17 protein-coding genes are annotated in these 18,031 nt (G+C 70.4%); 5 read left to right on the forward strand and 12 right to left on the reverse strand.

The window, feature by feature from the left end; all coding sequences use genetic code 11:
- Nucleotides 1–31: 31 nt before the first annotated feature.
- Nucleotides 32–1,372: a nicotinate phosphoribosyltransferase gene (locus FJV46_RS10935; protein ID WP_256940805.1), complete on the forward strand. Its 1,341-nt coding sequence runs from the start codon at nt 32–34 to the stop codon at nt 1,370–1,372.
- Nucleotides 1,369–1,992 (forward strand): isochorismatase family protein, encoded by a 624-nt coding sequence (locus tag FJV46_RS10940; protein ID WP_087027323.1) that lies wholly within the window; start codon nt 1,369–1,371, stop codon nt 1,990–1,992. Before FJV46_RS10935 ends, FJV46_RS10940 begins: the two co-directional genes overlap by 4 nt.
- Before the next feature lie 85 nt (nt 1,993–2,077).
- Here FJV46_RS10940 and FJV46_RS10945 read toward each other — a convergent pair whose 3' ends face one another.
- From FJV46_RS10945 to FJV46_RS10980, 8 genes are all read right to left on the reverse strand, one after another.
- On the reverse strand, nt 2,078–3,856 hold the full coding sequence (locus FJV46_RS10945) for a DEAD/DEAH box helicase (RefSeq protein ID WP_087027321.1): 1,779 nt from the start codon (nt 3,854–3,856) through the stop codon (nt 2,078–2,080).
- Nucleotides 3,853–5,316 (reverse strand): MFS transporter, encoded by a 1,464-nt coding sequence (locus FJV46_RS10950; RefSeq protein WP_087027319.1) that lies wholly within the window; start codon nt 5,314–5,316, stop codon nt 3,853–3,855. The genes FJV46_RS10945 and FJV46_RS10950 overlap by 4 nt, the downstream gene beginning before the upstream one ends.
- Before the next feature lie 57 nt (nt 5,317–5,373).
- Nucleotides 5,374–5,676, reverse strand: coding sequence for a DUF3039 domain-containing protein (locus FJV46_RS10955; RefSeq protein ID WP_087027317.1), 303 nt, complete (start codon nt 5,674–5,676; stop codon nt 5,374–5,376).
- 122 nt (nt 5,677–5,798) lie between these two features.
- Nucleotides 5,799–7,361, reverse strand: a complete 1,563-nt coding sequence (locus tag FJV46_RS10960; protein ID WP_087027316.1) for a transporter — start codon at nt 7,359–7,361, stop codon at nt 5,799–5,801.
- A complete protein-coding gene (locus tag FJV46_RS10965; protein ID WP_232008406.1) occupies nt 7,343–8,152 on the reverse strand; it encodes an ABC transporter ATP-binding protein in 810 nt (269 codons plus the stop codon). The genes FJV46_RS10960 and FJV46_RS10965 overlap by 19 nt, the downstream gene beginning before the upstream one ends.
- A 71-nt stretch (nt 8,153–8,223) precedes the next feature.
- Nucleotides 8,224–9,333: an NADH:flavin oxidoreductase/NADH oxidase gene (locus tag FJV46_RS10970; protein WP_087027312.1), complete on the reverse strand. Its 1,110-nt coding sequence runs from the start codon at nt 9,331–9,333 to the stop codon at nt 8,224–8,226.
- 26 nt (nt 9,334–9,359) lie between these two features.
- Nucleotides 9,360–10,316 (reverse strand): tetratricopeptide repeat protein, encoded by a 957-nt coding sequence (locus FJV46_RS10975; RefSeq protein WP_087027310.1) that lies wholly within the window; start codon nt 10,314–10,316, stop codon nt 9,360–9,362.
- A 64-nt stretch (nt 10,317–10,380) separates the two neighbouring features.
- The gene (locus FJV46_RS10980) at nt 10,381–12,177 is read right to left on the reverse strand and encodes a DUF8094 domain-containing protein (protein WP_126130620.1); all 1,797 of its coding nucleotides are present in this window, start codon (nt 12,175–12,177) and stop codon (nt 10,381–10,383) included.
- Nucleotides 12,178–12,421: 244 nt separating this feature from the next.
- On the opposite strand from FJV46_RS10980, the gene FJV46_RS10985 reads away from it, so the two are divergent.
- Nucleotides 12,422–13,747 (forward strand): AI-2E family transporter, encoded by a 1,326-nt coding sequence (locus FJV46_RS10985; protein ID WP_370684667.1) that lies wholly within the window; start codon nt 12,422–12,424, stop codon nt 13,745–13,747.
- An 86-nt stretch (nt 13,748–13,833) separates the two neighbouring features.
- Here the strand turns inward: FJV46_RS10985 and FJV46_RS10990 are convergent, their stop codons facing one another.
- Both FJV46_RS10990 and FJV46_RS10995 read right to left on the reverse strand, forming a co-directional pair.
- Entirely contained in the window at nt 13,834–14,649 is an 816-nt protein-coding gene (locus tag FJV46_RS10990; RefSeq protein WP_087027307.1) for an alpha/beta hydrolase, read from the reverse strand.
- A gap of 189 nt (nt 14,650–14,838) precedes the next feature.
- Nucleotides 14,839–15,159, reverse strand: a complete 321-nt coding sequence (locus FJV46_RS10995; RefSeq protein WP_087027304.1) for an Rv1322 family protein — start codon at nt 15,157–15,159, stop codon at nt 14,839–14,841.
- A 114-nt stretch (nt 15,160–15,273) separates the two neighbouring features.
- Between FJV46_RS10995 and nucS the strand changes: the two genes are divergently transcribed.
- Nucleotides 15,274–15,969 carry an endonuclease NucS gene (gene nucS / locus FJV46_RS11000; RefSeq protein ID WP_087027302.1) on the forward strand — a complete coding sequence of 232 codons (696 nt, stop codon included), beginning with the start codon at nt 15,274–15,276 and terminating at the stop codon, nt 15,967–15,969.
- 91 nt (nt 15,970–16,060) lie between these two features.
- On the forward strand, nt 16,061–17,263 hold the full coding sequence (locus FJV46_RS11005; RefSeq protein WP_087027300.1) for an N-acetylglucosamine-6-phosphate deacetylase: 1,203 nt from the start codon (nt 16,061–16,063) through the stop codon (nt 17,261–17,263).
- Between the two features lie 30 nt (nt 17,264–17,293).
- Here FJV46_RS11005 and FJV46_RS11010 read toward each other — a convergent pair whose 3' ends face one another.
- Both FJV46_RS11010 and FJV46_RS11015 read right to left on the reverse strand, forming a co-directional pair.
- The gene (locus FJV46_RS11010; RefSeq protein WP_087027298.1) at nt 17,294–17,725 is read right to left on the reverse strand and encodes a DUF2550 domain-containing protein; all 432 of its coding nucleotides are present in this window, start codon (nt 17,723–17,725) and stop codon (nt 17,294–17,296) included.
- A gap of 10 nt (nt 17,726–17,735) precedes the next feature.
- On the reverse strand, nt 17,736–18,029 hold the full coding sequence (locus FJV46_RS11015) for a F0F1 ATP synthase subunit epsilon (RefSeq protein WP_087027296.1): 294 nt from the start codon (nt 18,027–18,029) through the stop codon (nt 17,736–17,738).
- Nucleotides 18,030–18,031 lie beyond the last annotated feature (2 nt).

The raw sequence follows: 18,031 nt of genomic DNA on the forward strand, positions 1-18,031 counted from the left end.
CCCCGCTATCGTTTTGAGGGTGACCGACGCCGTGACCTCAGACCCGCCTGCCCCCGTGACCTTCCCGAACAGCGCGCTCTTCACCGACCAGTACGAGCTGACGATGCTGCAGGCCTCCCTCCACTCGGGAGCAGCCCACCGCCGATCCGTCTTCGAGGCCTTCGCCCGGCGGCTGCCCGCGGGCCGGCGGTACGGCGTGGTGGCTGGGACGGGCCGCCTCCTCGAGGCACTCGCGGGCTTCCGGTTCGACGACACCCAGCTCTCCTTCCTCGCCGACCGCCGGATCGTGGACGACACCACCCTCGCCTGGCTCGCCGACTTCCGGTTCACGGGTTCCATCTCGGGCTACGCCGAGGGCGAGGCCTACTTCCCGCACTCCCCCATCCTCACCGTCGAGTCGACGTTCGCCGAGGCCTGCATCCTCGAGACGTTGATCCTCTCGATCCTCAACCACGACAGCGCGATCGCCGCCGCGGCGTCGCGGATGACCGGCGCGGCCGCGGGCCGTCCCTGCATCGAGATGGGATCGCGGCGCACGCACGAGGAATCGGCCGTCGCAGCTGCGCGCGCCGCGATCATCGGCGGTTTCGCGAGCACCTCCAGCCTCGAGGCGGGTCGGCGCTACGGATTGTCCACCGTCGGCACGGCCGCCCACTCCTTCACCCTGCTGCACGACTCCGAGCGCGCAGCCTTCGAGGCGCAGGTCGCCGCGCTGGGTCGGGGGACCTCGCTCCTCGTCGACACGTACGACGTCGAACAGGGCGTGCGCACCGCCGTGGACGTCGCGGGCCCCGAACTCGGTGCCGTCCGCCTCGACTCGGGCGACCTCGTGGCGCAGGCCCGCTGGGTCCGCCAGCTCCTCGACGATCTCGGGAACCACACGACGAAGATCGTCGTCACCTCGGACCTCGACGAATTCGCCATCGGGCTGCTCGCCTCCGCTCCGGTCGACTCCTACGGCGTGGGGACGTCGCTCGTGACCGGCTCGGGCGCACCGACCGCGGGCATGGTCTACAAGCTGGTGAGCCGGCAGGACGACGACGGCGATTTCGTCGCCGTCGCGAAGGCCGCCACGAACAAGGCCTCCGTCGGTGGGATCAAACGCGCCCTGCGCCGGCTCGACGAGCACGGCACGGCGCAGGCCGAGGTTGTGGGCATCGGTCTCAGCCCCGCCGACGACGGCAACGACCGGCCCCTGATGCAGCAGTTCGTCCGGGACGGCTCCCTCCTGCAGGGATGGACCGGGGCTGCCGCCGTGGCACGGGCCACAGAGCACCACGCACTGTCCATGGCCGAGCTTCCGGCCGCCGTCCGGCGGCTGCAGCGCGGCGAACCCGTCATCCCCACCGAGTACGAGGAGGTATCAGCATGACGCGCGCACTGATCATCGTGGATGTCCAGAACGACTTCTGCGAGGGCGGATCCCTCGCGGTCGACGGCGGCGCACAGGTCGCCGTGGACATCAGCGACCACATCGACGAGCAGGCCGCCGCCTACGACTACATCGTCGCGACCCAGGACTGGCACATCGATCCGGGCTCCCACTTCTCGGAGGCACCCGACTTCGTCGACTCCTGGCCCATCCACTGTGTCGCGGACACCAGGGGCGCGGACTTCCACCCGGACCTGGACACCGAGAGCATCGACGCGGTCTTCCGCAAGGGACAGTTCGAGGCGGCGTACTCCGGCTTCGAGGGTGTCCTGGCACCGGAGGACGAGGTTCCGACCGGCGAGCAGAAGCTCGGGAGCGGCGCCGCGGAGAGCCTCGAGGATCCCATGACGCTCGACGACTGGCTCCGGGACCACGAGGTGGACGAGGTGGCAGTGGTGGGACTCGCGACGGACTACTGCGTGCGTGCGACCGTCCTCGATGCCCTGCAGGCCGGGTACTCGGTCTCGCTGCCGGCGGGCCTCACCCGGGGTGTCCGCGAGGACCGGACCGAGGACGTGCTCGACGAGCTGCAGACGGCCGGTGCCGAACTGACCCGGTAGCGGCCCGACGCACGCGGACAGGGGGAAGGCCGGGCTGCATCAGCCCGGCCTTCGTCGTTCCCTACGGTTGCGCTGCCTCGGTCCGCTACTTCTTGCCGATGAACCAGTCCTGCAGTTTCTGCAGCCGGCGCTGGAGCTGGTCCTCGTCGGCCTGGGCGACGGCGGGTCCACCGCACTGGCGGCGCAGCTCGGTGTGTACCTGGCCGTGCGGCATGCCGGTCCTGGCAGCCCACGCGGAGACGTTCTTGGCGAGCTGGCCGCGCAGTTCCGTGAGCTGCCGGTGGTCGACGACGAGCGGTTCCGCAGCCGGGACCGCGGGCCCCCGGGCCTTCCGGCGGGACTGCTGCTCGTGCTGGCGCTGACGCAGCAGCTGACCCACCTGGTCGGCGTCGAGCAGCCCGGGTATGCCGAGGAAGTCCTGCTCGTCCTCGCTCCCCATTTCCCCGCCCGTGCCGAACTCGCCGCCGTCGAACAGGACGCGGTCGAAGGACGCCTGCGACTCCAGCGCTTCGAACTTCTGCTTCGTGAGCGAGTCCGACGCCTTGTCCTCGCGGTTGGCGGCCTCCATGAGGGCGTCCTCGAGACCGAAACCCTCGTCGTCCTTCTCCGGACGGTCGAGTGCGTGGTCGCGTTCGAGTTCGAGCTGGTTGGCGAGTGCCATGAGATTGGGCACCGACGGGAGGAAGATCGACGCCGTCTCCCCGCGGCGTCGGGCGCGGACGTAGCGGCCCACGGCCTGCGCGAAGAACAGCGGCGTCGCGGTGGACGTCGCGTACACGCCGACGGCGAGCCGCGGGACGTCGACACCCTCGGACACCATGCGGACGGCCACCATCCACCGCTTGTCCCCGTCGGAGAACTCCTCGATCTTCGAGGAGGCCTTGGCGTCGTCGGAGAGGATGACGATCGGCGACTCGCCCGTGATCCGTTTGAGCTGGCCGGCGTAGGCGCGCGCGTCGTCGTGGTCCGTCGCGATGACCAGGCCACCGGCGTCGTGCACGGTGCGCCGCACCTCCGTGAGCCTCTTGTCCGCCGCGGCGAGGACCGCGGGGACCCACTCGCCCGCGGGATTGAGCGCGGTCCGCCACGCCTGGGCGGTGATGTCCTTCGTCACCGCGGCCTCGCCGAGGGATGCGGCCATCTCCTCGCCGGCGCTCGTGCGCCAGCGCATCTGACCGGAGTAGGCCATGAACATCACGGGCCGCACCACGTGGTCGCGGAGCGCCTGCCCGTACCCGTAGGTGTAGTCGGCACGCGACCGGCGGATGCCGTCGCGGTCCTCCGCGTACTCCACGAAGGGGATGGCCGCGGTGTCGGAGCGGAAGGGTGTCCCGGTGAGGGCGAGACGCCGTGCCGCGGGCTCGAAGGCCTCCCGGATGCCGTCGCCCCAGGAGAGCGCGTCGCCGCCGTGGTGGATCTCGTCGAGGATGACGAGGGTCCGGGCGGCTTCGGTCTTGGCGCGGTGCAGCATGGGCTTGCTCGCCACCTGCGCGTAGGTCACCGCGACGCCGATGAAGGCTCCGCCGTGGCGTCCGTCGGCGTTCTTGAAGTTCGGGTCGATCGCCAGCCCCACGCGCGCCGCCGCGTCCGCCCACTGGCGCTTCAGGTGATCGGTCGGGGCGACGACCGTGATGCGGTTGACGATCCCCCGGTCCACGAGCTCGGTGGCGACACGGAGGGCGAACGTCGTCTTGCCCGCACCGGGCGTCGCGACGGCGAGGAAATCGCTCGGCGACTCGGTGAAATACTTCTCCAGCGCTTCGCTCTGCCACTGGCGGAGCTTGGGGGCCGTGCCCCACGCCGCTCGCTCGGGATACGCGGGGGGCAGGGCTGCGCCGGCACCGAACAGGGTGTCATTACTCACGCCGGGACAGTACCTTCCATTGACTTGCCGGGGGTCGAGCCGGGGCCGGCATCGGATGCCCTGGCCCCTCTCAGACCCGAAACTATACCTGCTGCCGTGGACACCCACAGAGCCAGCCAGATGGCAACGAACGTGGGGACGTGTCCGGGGTCCGCGTCGTCGTGCAGGAGCGCGAACAGCGCGCCCGCCCCGGCCGTCCCGACCACGCCGCCGAGCTGGTCCGAGATCTGGAGGGCGGCCGAGTTCCGGCCCTGCTCGGCGCGGGCTGAGAGTTTCAGCACCAGGACGGAGGTACTCGAGAGGGTCATGCCCATCGCGAATCCTGAGGTGGACCAGACCACGGCCAGTACCCAGAGCGGTGCCTCGACCGCCGTCGCGAGGGCGAACCCGCCGAGGGACAGGGAGAGGATGGACGAGCCTGCGAGCAGGAGCCAGCCGCGTTCGAACGTGACCCGCGCCTGCACGAAGGAGCCGAGGCTCCAGCCGAGGGCACCGGCGCTCAGCGTCAGCCCGGCCGTGCCGGCGCTGATGCCCCGCGAGCTGACGAGCATGAGCGGGATGAAGGCCTCCGTGCCGAAGAACGCGATGGTGACGAGCCCCCTGGTCGCGATCACGCTGGGCAGCCCACGTGCCAGCAGGAGGGTCCCCTTCGGGAGGAGCGGCGGCAGGACGGCCACGACGACGGCGATCCCGGCCACGGCGGTCAGGACGAGCCCTCCCGCGACGGCCGCCGACGGGCTGTCCGTGTCGGCGAGCCGGACAACCGACCACTGGGCCGCGAAGACGCCCCCCGCCAGGGCGAGCCCCCGAAGGGTGCGGGCCCTCGCCGATCCGACGTCGGGAGCGCTCGGGGCACCCAGGTCGCTCGTCTTCGGCCAGACGATCACGACGGCCGCGAGCACCACGGGCGCGACCCCGAGGAACACCCAGCGCCAGCCGAACTGCTCCGTGACGAACCCTGCCACGACCGGACCGATCAGCGCCGGCAGTACCCAGGCGGCGGCCAGCCAGCCGAACACGACGGGTTGTGCGTGCTGGGGGAAGGACCGGCCGATCACCACGTACACGGCGACGATCATGAAGCCGCCACCCAGACCGGAGATGGCCCGGCCCATGGTGACGAGCCAGAACGCCGGGGCGGCTCCTGCCGCGAGCAGGCCCACGATCATGAGGGCCATCCCGACGGCGAGGGCCGGGCGGGGACCCTGCCTGTCGCACCAGGACCCGGCGAGCACGGTGCCGAGCAGCGACGCCGTCAGGTACATCGAGAACGCGAGGCCGTAGCTCGACTCCCCCGACAGGTCCCGGGCGACCGACGGCATCGCCGTCACCACGGCCATCGCCTCGAACGCGGCGCACGTGATGATCGCGAGGATACCGACGGTCAGGGGCCGCAGCTCGGGTGACATCGCACCGCCGCCCGTAGGCCGGCCGGACGTCCTGCTGGAGACCTTGCTCATGGCACCTGTTCTGCTGGAGTGGAGCGAGCACCACTCCTCGGAGGTACCGCCTGCAGGCTACTTCTTGGGCTTGTCGTCGCCCCCGGGACGGAGCCCGTTGTAGATCTCCTTGCACTCCGGGCACACGGGGAACTTCTCGGGGTCCCGACCGGGCGTCCACACCTTGCCGCAGAGGGCGATCACCGGTTCTCCGGTGAACGCGGACTCCATGATCTTCTCCTTGCGCACGTAGTGCGCGAACCGTTCGGCGTCGCCCGGCTCGACCTCCTGCTGCACTTCCTCGCGCTCGAGAGTCGCCGTCGATCCACCGGAACCGGTGTCGAGCGGGTCATTGCCGAAGGGATCGGGAGGCATAGTCATGGTGCCAAGTCTATCGTCCGGGCCTGCGCTTTTCCTGTCCCGCGCACACCGCGGATCGGCCGCCCGGTCGACGGCGGCGGACGGGAGCGGCACCGGCGGCGACGCCCCGGGGACGCCGCAGGTCAGCGGTTCGCCGAGACCGCCAGCAGCAGCTCCGGCGCGCGCCTGTCGTACCAGCGGCCGCCGGAACGGATACCCACGACCAGCAGGATCGCGCCGAGTACCAGGCCCGCCAGCAGGCTTGCCCAGCCGAAGGCGGCATTGCCCGTGACGAAGTACACGATGGTGAGGACGATCTCGGGCAGGGCCAGGAGCAGCATCACGAACCAGCCGATGAACTGGACCGCGAACATCAGGAAGTTCGTCCCGGGAGGCGTCTTGAACGCACTCTCCCCGGGAAGCGGCACGTTGTAGGTGTACCGCGCGGAGACCAGGCTGGAGAGCCCCGTGCCCGTGAGCAGCAGTCCCAGGGAGAGGCCCAGCAGCGCCGGGAGGTCGGCCGACCTGCCGCCGAGGAGCAGCGGCAGCACCGTCAGCACCAGGGTGACCGGAAGCGAGAAGACGAGGAGCGCGGCAGCCCTGCCGGTGCGGTCGTCACGGCCACTGACGCCGGTGGAGAGATGCAGGCTGAACGCCGTGTTGTCGTAGGAGATGTCCGCGGAGATCGACCATGCCAGGAGGAAGGCCGTGATCGGTCCGAGGAAGGCGAAGGCACCTGCGCTGCCGCCGGAGAAGAAGAGGAGGACCCCGATGAACGGGATGACCACGAGGGAAGCGGAATACCGCGGATCCCGGAGCCAGTACGTGAGTGCCCGCGCGGCCACGGCACCGGCGGGGGTAGCGGGGAACCGGCCCAACCAGCCGAGGTTCCCTCCCGCCCGCTTGGTGACGGCGTTGTACGGAGGTGTCACGAGGGCATGTGCGAGACTGCGGCTCCACAGCACGAGGAACAGGACGAGGGTCGCGACACCGATCAGCAGACGCAGGACCGCGAGTCCGGCCTGACCCTGTGCGACGTCAGCGGGTGCCGCCCACAGCGCACCGAGCGGTGTCCAGGCGAGGACATCGGCCAGCGAGGCGGCGAAGCCGGGTGAGCTCTGGAAGCCTGCGGTCACCCCGCCGATGATCGGGCCGAGGAACAGCAGCGGAATGAACGCCACCACGCCGTTGATGTCCTTGAAGCGGCGTGAGCCCGTCATGGAGGACACGGCCGTGGTCACGAGCCGCGAGGCGACGACGCACAGGAGGACGGCGACGAGCGCGCAGACGAACGCCGTCAGTGCCGCTGCCGGGTAGCGGATCCAGGTGAGCACCTGGGCGAGGCTCGCGATGAGCGTGACGACGCCCGGGATGCCCACGAGTCCCCCGAGCACAAGCCCCGTCAGGAGTTGCCGCATGGGGATCGCGAAGGTGACGAAGCGCGCGGGGTCCAGCGTCATGTCGATCCCGGCCGCCGCAATGGGGATGACGATCCACCCGAGGATGGTCGCCGAGCCCCCGATCACCAGGATGGTCCTGATCAACCCGACGTCCGCGGAGCCGAGCAGCACGAGGGCGACGACGAGGGTGCCGAGGATTCCGAGGCCGTAGAGCCCGCCCAGGATGACGCCGATCAGCTGGGCGGTACTGCGCTTGAAGGAGTTCCTCAGCAGGACGAGCTTGAGCCTCAGGAGGTGCGCAACCATGAGAGCCCTTCCGAGGTGGTGCGGCCGCCGACCAGTTCGACGAACCGGTCCTCGAGCGAGCCGTCGCCGCGCACCTCGTCCACCGTGCCGGCGGCGAGGACCGTACCCGCGGCGATCACGGCCACGTGGTCGCACATGCGCTGCACGAGGTCCATGACGTGGCTGGAGACGATCACGGAGCCGCCGGACTCCACGTAGCCCGCGAGGATGTCCCTGATATTGGCGGCCGACACGGGGTCGACGGATTCGAACGGTTCGTCGAGGACGAGCAGTTTCGGGGCATGGATGAGGGCGGACGCCAGCGCGATCTTCTTCGTCATGCCGGCGGAGTAGTCGACGACGAGCGTTCCCGCGTCGTTCGCGAGATCGAGCGCACGGAGGAGATCGCCCGTCCGCTCCTGGACGGTCTCGCGGTCCATCCCGCGGAGGAGTCCGGCATAGGTGACCAGTTGCTCCCCCGTCAGGCGGTCGAACAAGCGCACGCCGTCCGGCAGGATGCCCATGAGCTTCTTCGCCTCGAGGGGTTGGGCCCAGACATCCACGCCGTGCACCAGGGCCTGGCCGTGATCCGGGCGGAGCAGGCCGGTCGCCATCGAGAGCGTGGTGGTCTTTCCCGCGCCGTTCGGACCCACCAGCCCGTAGAAGGAGCCCGACGGCACCTCGAGGTGGACGCCGTCCACCGCGATCTTCTCGCCGAAACGCTTGGCCAGACCGCGGATGCTGAGGGCCGCGCTGCCCGCCTCCGCCTCGGGGTTGTTCGCGTCGGACGGGGGTGGCACCAGGGACTCCATGCTCCAACGCTAGCAACGGGCCCGAGCGCCGCTCGTCATCCCAAAGGAGGAAAACGGTCCCGGTCAGCGCGTCAGAAGGCTCCGGCCCGCTCGTACTGCGGCGCCGCCACCAGGTCGTGTCCGAGCTCGTGCGCAGCCCGCATCCACCAGTGAGGATCCCTCAGCGCGGCGCGGGCGATCAGGACGACGTCGGCCTGTCCGGCCCGGATCACGGCGTCCGCCTGCCCCGCGTCGCTGATGAGGCCTACGGCGCCGGTCGGGACGCCGGAGCTCCGGACCTCCTCGGCCAGGCCGACCTGGTATCCGGGCCCCACGGGGATCGACGCCGCGGGAAGGGCACCGCCGGAGGAGACGTCCACGAAATCCACGCCCACCTCCGCGGCGCGCGCAGCGAGCCTGGCCGAGACGGCGCCGTCGAGGCCGCCCACCGCCCAGTCGGAGGCGGAGATGCGCAGCAGCAGGGGCATGGTCGCCGGGATGGCCGCCCGCACCGAGCGGATGACCTCGAGCGTCAGGCGGAACCGGTTCTCCTCCGAGCCGCCCCAGCGATCGGTCCGGGTGTTGACCAGCGGGGAGAGGAACTGGTGCAGCAGATACCCGTGGGCGGCGTGGATCTCCAGGGTGTCGAAACCGGCGTCGACCGCGAGCGCTGCCGCTGCACCGAAATCGGCGATGACCGCAGCGATGTCCTCCTCGGTCATGGCGCGCGGGGGTTCGTACGAGCCGAAGGCCGCGTCGGTCGGCCCGAGGGTCTCCCAGCCACCCGCCGACACCGGGACGGACCCGTGGACTCCGCTGAAGGGCCAGTAGGTGGAGGCCTTCCGGCCGGCGTGCGCGAGTTGGACCGCCGTCCTGGTGCCGACGGCGCTGTGCCGGTGGACGAAGCCGTTGATGCGGCGCCACGCCTCGGCCTGCTCCCGCGTGTAGATGCCGGCGTCCCGCGGGCTGATCATCCCCTCGCGGCTGACGGCGGCCGCCTCGGTGATGATCAGTGCTGCACCACCCGTGGCGAACTGGCCGAGATGCACGAGGTGCCAGTCGGTCGGCACGCCGGGGGCGGCCACGGGGTCGCACGAGTACTGGCACATCGCGGCCACCCATCCGCGGTGGGGAAGCACGAGCGAGCGGAGCGTGATCGGGTCGAACAGGCCGGGCGTGCTCGGCTGTGCGGGCTTCGTCATCGGTTCCTTCGGAGCCAGGGGATGCCCTAGAACAGGGCCCGTGCGAGGGCGCTGCGGGCCGCGGTCACGCGGGGATCGGTCACGCCGACGACGTCGAAGAGGTCGAGCAGGCGCTTGCGTGCCGTCTCCCTGTCCTCACCGGCGGAACGCGCGATGAACCCGGTGATCCGGGAGAAGGCGTCCTCGACATGGCCGCCCGTGACATCGAGGTCCGCGACGGCGAGCTGGGCCTCGACGGACTCCGGCTCGTCCGCACCACGCTGCCGCGTCCGGTCCGCCTCGAGATGCTGGACCCTGTCCATCAGCTCGACCTGCGCCAGGCCGGCCTTCGCCTCGGCATCGGCGGGCTGCTCCGCGAGGGCGCGGCGGTAGGCGGCCGCGGCGGCTGCAAAGTCGCCCTGCTCGATCGCGTCGAAAGCCTCCTGGTGGAGCGGCGGCAGCGGCGGCTCCTCCGCCTCGACCGGCGACGGCTGGGAACCGTCGTTGAGGGTGCCCGTGACACCGTTGGCCTCGGCGACCTTCATCAGTTCGTCCAGGTAGGCGAGGATCTGCTGATCCGGCAGCGCCCCCTCGAAAAGGGGTACCGGCTGGCCCTTCACCACGGCGACGACGGTCGGGGCACCCTGGGCCTGGAAGGCCTGCGCGATCTGCGGCTGCGCCTGGAGGTCCACATTGGCGAGCAGGATGCGCCCGTCGAACTCGACGGCGGCGGCTTCGAGGACCGAGGTGACCTGAGCCGACTGGTCGCTCCACTCGGCCCGCAGGTTGACCACCACGGGCACCTGCGAGGAGAGCTGGACGAGCTGCGGGAACGTGGCCTCCGTCACCTCCACGATGTACGGGCTCGGGGCCGGCGCTGCGGCACGGGCCGAAGCGGGCCGGGCGGCGGCGTCGGCTCGGGCCTTCAGGGCGGAGAGGTCCACCGCTCCCCGCAGGTTCATGCTGGACGGCGGCATACCGCCGCGCTGTGCTGGTGTGGACAATGCTCTGCCTTTCTGTGGCGACGACTGGTGTGAACTGCTCGTGGCGGGGCGCGTGGACCCCGGGTCAGCGCAGGGTGGCGGACAGGAGCTGTTGGGCGGCACCGATGACCCGGATCTTATCGCTGCTCCCCGCGGGTGGGACGTACATCATCACAGCTTCACCGTAGTTGACGTCGATCCCCTTGCTGCTGACCTCCTCGCCGGTGAGCGCCTCGTACACCGTCCCCTCGAGCTCGATGGTGTCGCCCTTCGCCTTCGGGAGGCTCCGGTAGGTGTGCGTCAGGTACCCGAAGACCATCGCTCCGCCGTCGCCGGTCCGGAGGGCGTGCGTGCTGTCCTGGTCCGCGGTGTGCGTGAAGGTGATCGTGGCGGCCTTGTTGCCGGGGTCGGCGACGACCCCGGCCTGGAACTCCGTGATGGCTTCGGCGAACGAGTTCTCCTCGAAGGTCTCGGCATTGTCGCCCGACGGTTCGGTGAGGAAGTCGGCAATGGCGTCGACGGCCTCCTGGGGGGCGATCGCGAGCGCGCCGGATTCCTCCAGCGGTACGGGACCGGTTGCGCCCGGCGCCGGGGGCGAGGGGAAGGTGCTGCCGGGCAGCATCTGGACGGCCGAGGTCAGGCGGTAGTTGTCGCGGGGTGACTCCTGCACCAGGACGAGCGCCTGCGGCACGGGATTCGCGTCGCCCTGCGTGAGGGCGACGACGGTGCGGGGCCACTCGGCCCCCGTGGGCACCATGTCCAGCAGCAGCGGGGCATCGACGACCGGCACCGGGGCGGCGGCATCGCTGTCCTTCGTGCGGATGGCGTAGTTGCCCTTCCGGAGCTCCAGGGCGGCGCCCGCGACCCGCGGTTCGAGACGAGCGGCGTCGGCGGCTGCATCTGCCGCCGCGACGGTCGAGGCGACCGACGCGAGGATCCGCTCGAGCTGATTGTCGAGCACGACCGGAGGCCCACTCGCATCGCTGCCGGCCGAGGGAGCGCCCGGGGCATCCGGTGTCGGTGCGCCCGTGGCGGAGGCGGAGGCGGAGGCGGTAGCAGTGGCGGAGGCGGTAGCAGAGGACGCAGGCGTCGGTGCCGTCGTGGTCGCAGTACCGGGGGCCGCACCCAGCAGGGTGGCGGCGCCGACCAGGCCCGTGACGGCTGCCGCGGACACACCTCCGCCCAGGGCTGACGCCGCACGTGTGCGCTGCGTCCGCCCTTCCTGTCCGTGCAGGCGCGCATGCGCCCGGGTGCCCTCGACGGGGTCGGCCCGCCTGCCACGACCGTTCCTGGCCGCACCGCCGCGTGACCGCACGAAGAGCAGCACGATGCCGAGAACGACCACGAGCGCCCCACCGATGAGCAGCGGCAGCGCCAGGGGCGTCGACTGATCATTGGGACGGGTCACCGTGACGTCGGTCGGGGCCGCCGACTCCCCGTCCGCAACGAGCAGGATCGACCACTCGCCCTCGACGGGCTCGCTCCAGCGATAGGTGAGGGAACCGTCGCCCGGTTCTTCGCTGATCCAGAGGTCACTGCCACGGGGGTCCGGCACCGAATCCTCACCCTCCGAGTACTCGCTGGACAGCGTCTCCTCCGCCATGCCGGTGACGCTGAGGTGCGCAGCATCACCCACCCAGGCGGCGACGTCGGACGCGCGACCCACCGCGAGGGTGAAGGGGCCATCCGCGGTGACCGCGACCTCCACGGGCCCCTCTCCCGTCCCGCGGGCGCCCGGTTCGATCACCGTCACCGGCGCTCCCTGCGCATCCTCACTCACGCGGGCGCTGATCGTCTCGTCCGGCGCCCAGAACGTGCGGAGGCCGATGCCCGCGAGCATGAGCAGGAGACCTGCCACGATGATCGGTACTGCTGTCTTCACGCGCACTGGTTGCCTATCGTCGTCCGTCACGGCCGGACCGCGTGGCCCCTTCCGCCCTGGTGGTTCGCGTCGGTCTGCGTCGGTCCCTCGACCCCGTGCCGGTCCACTCAGAAATAGTCACCCAATGGTAACGAAGTTCCCCGGCAACCATGCCGGTCGGGAAACTTCTCCGCCGGGCCCTCACTGTTAGGGTTTCGCTAGACCCGCGGTAGAGGCACCGCTCACGTGAAAGCAGAGCTCTTCGTTGACAGACCATCAGGACGTCCCGCTGGATCAGCCACTCCCCCGTCCGGAGACCGTGAGCCTCCCCCCGGACGACGGAGCAGCCGCAGCCGGTGGCCACGGGCCCACCGCAGCGACGACGGCGTCGAGCCTCCGCTCGATGTTCGTGCGGGCGCGCAGATCCCTGCCCTCCGCGCAGCCGCGCCCACGCTTCGAATTCCCGCCCGAACGGCAGGCCGCGCCTGTCGCCGTGGACCCCGGTGTCGCGCTGACGGACGAGCGGCTGAAGTTCGGCGGGAGCTACCCGCGGAGCATGCGCGCCCACCCCATCCACTTCGGCTTCATGATGAGCGTGGGCGTGGGGCTCGCACTCCTCGCCTTCTTCATCATCACCAACGTCGGCGAGCTCCTCGTCTGGATCGGGGCCGCACTGTTCATCGCCCTCGGCCTCGATCCGATCGTCAGGTGGCTCGAGGCGAAACGCGTGCCTCGGCCCGCGGGTATCGCCGTGGCCCTGCTCGCCCTCGTGGGTTTCGTCGCCGGTTTCTTCGCCCTCCTGATCCCCACGATCGTCAGCCAGACCTCGCAGATCGTGGACCGGGCGCCGGGTTACGCCGACGACTTCCTGCGTTCCGAGTTCTTCACCACCCTGGACACCCAGTTCCAGCTGCGTGACCGCGTGTCCTCCGAGATCGACAGGTTCTTCGCCAACAGCGAGGCCGTGGGTGGCATCTTCGGCGGCGTCCTCGGCGTCGGGTCGGTCATCCTGAACAGCCTCTTCGGCACGCTCGTGGTCCTCGTGCTGGCGCTCTACTTCCTCGCCTCTCTTCCCGCCATGAAGAAGTGGGCCTATCGGCTGGCGCCGCGCTCACGGCGGCCGCGTGTCGAGGTGCTCTCCGAGGAGATCACGCGCAGTGTCGGCATGTACGTGATCGGGCAGGCCTGCGTGGCCCTGCTCAACGGCACGTTCGCCTTCATCGTCATGTCCATCGCGGATGTCCCGTTCTCGGTGCTGCTGGCCTTCGTCGTCGCACTCCTGGCGTTCATCCCGCTGGTCGGCGGGACGATCGCCGCCGTGGTGGTGAGTCTGATCGGGCTCACCGTCGGCTGGCACACCAGCCTCCTCTTCGCCATCCCCTATGTCGCCTACCTGCAGTTCGAGGCGTACTTCATCTCCCCCCGCATCATGCAGCGGGCCGTGGCGGTTCCCGGCGCCGTGGCCGTGATCGCCGTCATCGCGGGTGGCACGCTCCTCGGGGTGCTCGGAGCGCTGATCGCGATCCCGACCGCCGCGGCTGTCATGCTGCTGCTCAAGGAAGTCTTCATCGCCCGGCAGGACAGCCAGTAGCTCGTCCGTCCGCGGGCGCTCGGGAAGGTCAGTCGCGGGACACGGGTGAGGGCGGCGTCAGCCGTTGGCCACGGGTGAGGGTGGCGTCAGCCGTTGGCCATGGGTGAGGGTGCGACGGCGGCCGGGCCGGCCCATTCCGTGGGCAACGGTCCCGGGCTGTCCGGGCGTACCACAGCGACAATCTCGTCGAGCACCCGCGCCGCGTACTTCTCTCCCACCCACAGGTGCTTCGCGCCCTCGACCCCGGTGACGTCCGCCTGCGGGACGCGGGCGAAACGGGCCCTGGCGTCCTCCGGTACCAGGTAGTCGTCGAACTCCGGCACGAGGACCTTCAGCGGGAGTCGGCTCGCCGCCCACGCGTCGAGGTCGGAATCGTCCGCGCGGTGCAGCGGCGGGGAGAGGAGGATTGCGCCCTCGATGAGATCGGCCACCGGGTCCTGGGCGCCGTACTTCAGGCACAGCTCCGTCCCGAAGGACCAGCCCACCAGCCAGATGTTCTGCAGGCCCTCGGCCACGGCCCAGTCGACGGCGGCCTGCAGGTCGAGGCGTTCTGCCTCGCCGCCGTCGAAGGCGCCCTCGCTGCAGCCCCTCGGCGAGCACGTCCCGCGCGTGTTGAAGCGCAGTACGGCGATGTCCGCGAGGGCCGGCAGCCGGAAGGACGCTTTCCGGTAGACATGGGAGTCCATGAAGCCGCCGTGCGTCGGGAGCGGGTGCAACGTCACGAGCGTTGCTTTCGGCGCCCTGCCGCCGGCAGGGGTGGCGAACTCCCCCACGAGCGTCAGCCCGTCGGCGGTGTGCAGCTCGATGTTGCGCCGCTCCGCCGGGAGCACCGTGGCCGCTCGGATCGCCACTGGTTCATGACTCGTGGAATAGGTGTAGTCGGGTGTCTCGCTGCTGGCCATCCGACCAGTCTAGGCACTGCCCCGGCCGCGGCGGAGCCTTCTCAGGGAGGGCGCCGGGAGTGCGATGCCGCTCAGCCGGCTGCCCCAGTGCTGAGGCTGCATGCGCGCAGCGGCCGCCTCGGTGCCAGGGCTGCATCGGTGCAGCCGTGCAGCCGTGCAGCGTAATCCCCAACGGGGGCTGTGCGGAGGTCAGTACCGGAAGCTGCGCGTCTGCCAGCACCGCACGTGCCAGTGCCTGCGATCAGCGAGGGCGGATTCGGGACCGAACAGCGAGTCCTCCCGCCACACCACGAGATGGGCTATCCCCGGGAGGATGGACGCGTTGCACCCCGGGCAGGTGTAGGTCTTCGCCGCGTTGCGCTCCGTGATGCGGCGCACGGACCAGTCGCCGTCCGGCGCCGATTCCCGCAGCGGAAGACCAGCGCGCGCCCGCTCGAGATCGATCTCCGGGGGTGCCCCCCACTTGGGTCTGGGCGACCCGGGTCGGTTCGGGCGGTTGGAACGGGGCATCCTCCAAGTCTGCCACCCGCGCAGCCGCCGAACCGCGCCCGGACGTTGCCCCGACCCTGCCCCCACCATGCAGGTCGGCGGTCTCCGGGAACACGGGACGGTAGAGTCTTCGACGTGCGTCTTGTCATTGCCCGCTGTTCCGTCGACTACGTCGGCCGCCTCCGCGCCCATCTTCCCCTCGCGACCCGACTCCTCATGGTGAAGGCGGACGGGTCCGTCCTGGTGCACTCCGATGGCGGCTCCTACAAGCCGCTCAACTGGATGAGCCCGCCGGCCACGCTGCGCGTCAGGGCTCCCGACGACGCCGACCGCGCCGAGGGCATCACCGAGGTCTGGACGGTGCAGCACGGCAAGAGCGACGACAAGCTCGTGATCAGCATCCGTGAACAGCTCCACGACTCCGCCCACGACCTCGGCGTGGACCCCGGGCTCGTCAAGGACGGGGTGGAAGCGGATCTGCAGCGGCTGCTGGCAGAGCAGATCGAGCTGCTCGGCGCGGGCTTCACGCTGATCCGCCGGGAGTACATGACGGCCATCGGGCCGGTGGACATCCTGGCCCGCGACGCGAAGGGCCGCACGGTGGCCATCGAGCTCAAGCGCCGGGGCGACATCGACGGCGTCGAACAGCTGACGCGGTACCTGGAGCTCCTCAATCGGGATCCCCTCATGTCCCCCGTGCGCGGTGTCTTCGCGGCCCAGCAGATCAAGCCGCAGGCGCGCGTGCTGGCGACCGATCGGGGTATCGACTGCCTGACCCTCGACTACGACGCCATGCGCGGCGTGGACGACAGCGAATCCCGCCTGTTCTAGGTCCGCTGCACGCACGGCCCGGCTCGAACCGTGCTGCGCCCGCCCGGAGCAGTCCCGGGCCTTAGCCCTGGCCACCGCCTAGACTCTGTGCATGGCCCTTCCCCACGGAACACCCACTGCCCTGTCCGGACGCCTGGTGACCGAAGCAGGCATCGAGGAAGGCGTCCTGGCCTGGGAGGGCTCACGCATCACCGGCACGGGGAGCGGCTCCCGGAAGGACGCCGTCAAGCTTCCCGAGGGCTGTCTGATCCTTCCCGGACTGATCGACCTGCACTGCCACGGCGCCGGAGGCGGGGACTTCACCTCGGGCTCCGCCGCGGACATCAGGACCGCTGCCGCGCATCTGCACCGCAGCGGCTCGACCACCGTCCTGGCAAGCACCTGCGCTGCCCCTCTGGCGGACCTGGAAGATGCATTCTCCCGGCTGGCCGACGCCGTCGAGGCGGGCCTCCTGGCCGGCATCCACGCCGAGGGTCCGTTCCTGTCCAAGGAACGCAGCGGCGCCCATGATCCGGCGTTCCTCCTGCTGCCGACGCAGCCGGACGTTGCCCGCCTCGTCGCCGCGGGCCGGGGCCACCTCGCCTCGATGACCTACGCCCCCGAGCTCCCCGGCAGTGACGTCCTGGTGTACGAGCTCGTGATGCACGGCGTCATCCCGTCGATCGGTCACACGGACGGTTCCACGGAGCAGACCACGGCAGCACTGGACCTCATCAACGAGGAACTCGCCTCGACGGGCTTCGCGGGCTTCAGCGGCAGGCCGACCGCAACGCACCTCTTCAACGCGATGCCCGCGATCCACCACAGGTCCCCGGGACCCGTCCCCCTCCTCCTACAACGGGCCCGGGCCGGAGAGATCGCCGTCGAGCTCATCGCGGACGGCGTCCACCTGCACGCCGAGACCGTCCGGATGGCCTTCACGATCGCCGGGTCGGAGAACATCTGTCTGGTGAGCGACTCGACGTCGGCGGCCGGCTGCGCATCGGGTACCTACCGGCTGGGACGCAGCGAGGTGACGGTGATGGACGGCACCGCCGTCCTGACGGGGAGCGGAGCCCTGGCCGGCGGAGCAGGAAGCCTACTCGACGTCGTACGGTGCGCCACGCGGGCCGGAGTGGGACTGGTGGATGCCGTGCGCTCGGCGACCGCCGTGCCGGCAGGCGTCCTGGGGCTGGCCGACGAGGTCGGCAGTCTCCGGAGCGGTCTGCGGGCCGACGCGGTCGTGGTGACGGCGGAGCTCGAGCCGGCGGGTGTGCTCCGCAACGGAGAGTGGATCAGGCCGCTCGAGCACTGAGAGCCGCGGCTGCCCCGCACCGTGTCCCGATCAGCGCCAGGTGCCGATCCCGATGACCGGTCCGGCCTCGATCCACGAGGAGAGACCCGCGTAGACGTCGAACTTCATCGCCAGGTCCAGCGGCTCGCCGTCGTGCACGAGCTGCACCACGATCGCTCCCGGCTGGATGCGCACTCGTTCGGACTCCGTGGCGGGCCGCCACCCCTCGACCTCGAGCGAGCTCCGCAGGAACCGGTGCCGGGGAAGGGGGCTCAGGGAGAGCAGGCTCAGCCACTCCAGGTGTTTGTCCGTGTAACGACAAACCCCCACCCGCCAGCCCGAGGTCGGGAGGCGGATGGAGGCGTCGAAGGTACCGAGTGCACGGTTGAGGTGGTATCTGCGGAGGAGGAATGCCCCGATCACGAGCACGAGCAGGCCGAAGGCAGCCGCAAGGCACAGGAACGTGACACCCAGGACCTCCACCGTCGGGATCCTAGGCGGATTCCGGCGTCACCGAACCGCCCACCCTGGCGTTGTCCGCCACGATGACGACCCGGTTGGAATCGACGGAGAAGAACCCTCCGTCCACACCCACCACGAGCCGTTCGCCGGTCACGGGATCCACGGACAGTTCCCCTGCCTCGAGGATCGCCAGAATGGGGGCGTGACCGGGGAGGATCCCGATCTGCCCGTTGGCCGTGCGTGCGTTGACGGTGCGCGCCGCGCCCGACCACACGAAGTGGTCGGCCGCGACGATTTCGACCTCGAGTTCGCCGTGTGTCGCCATCG

Origin of the sequence: Arthrobacter agilis (assembly GCF_006494655.1) — a bacterium.
GTDB classification, from domain to species: domain Bacteria; phylum Actinomycetota; class Actinomycetes; order Actinomycetales; family Micrococcaceae; genus Arthrobacter_D; species Arthrobacter_D agilis.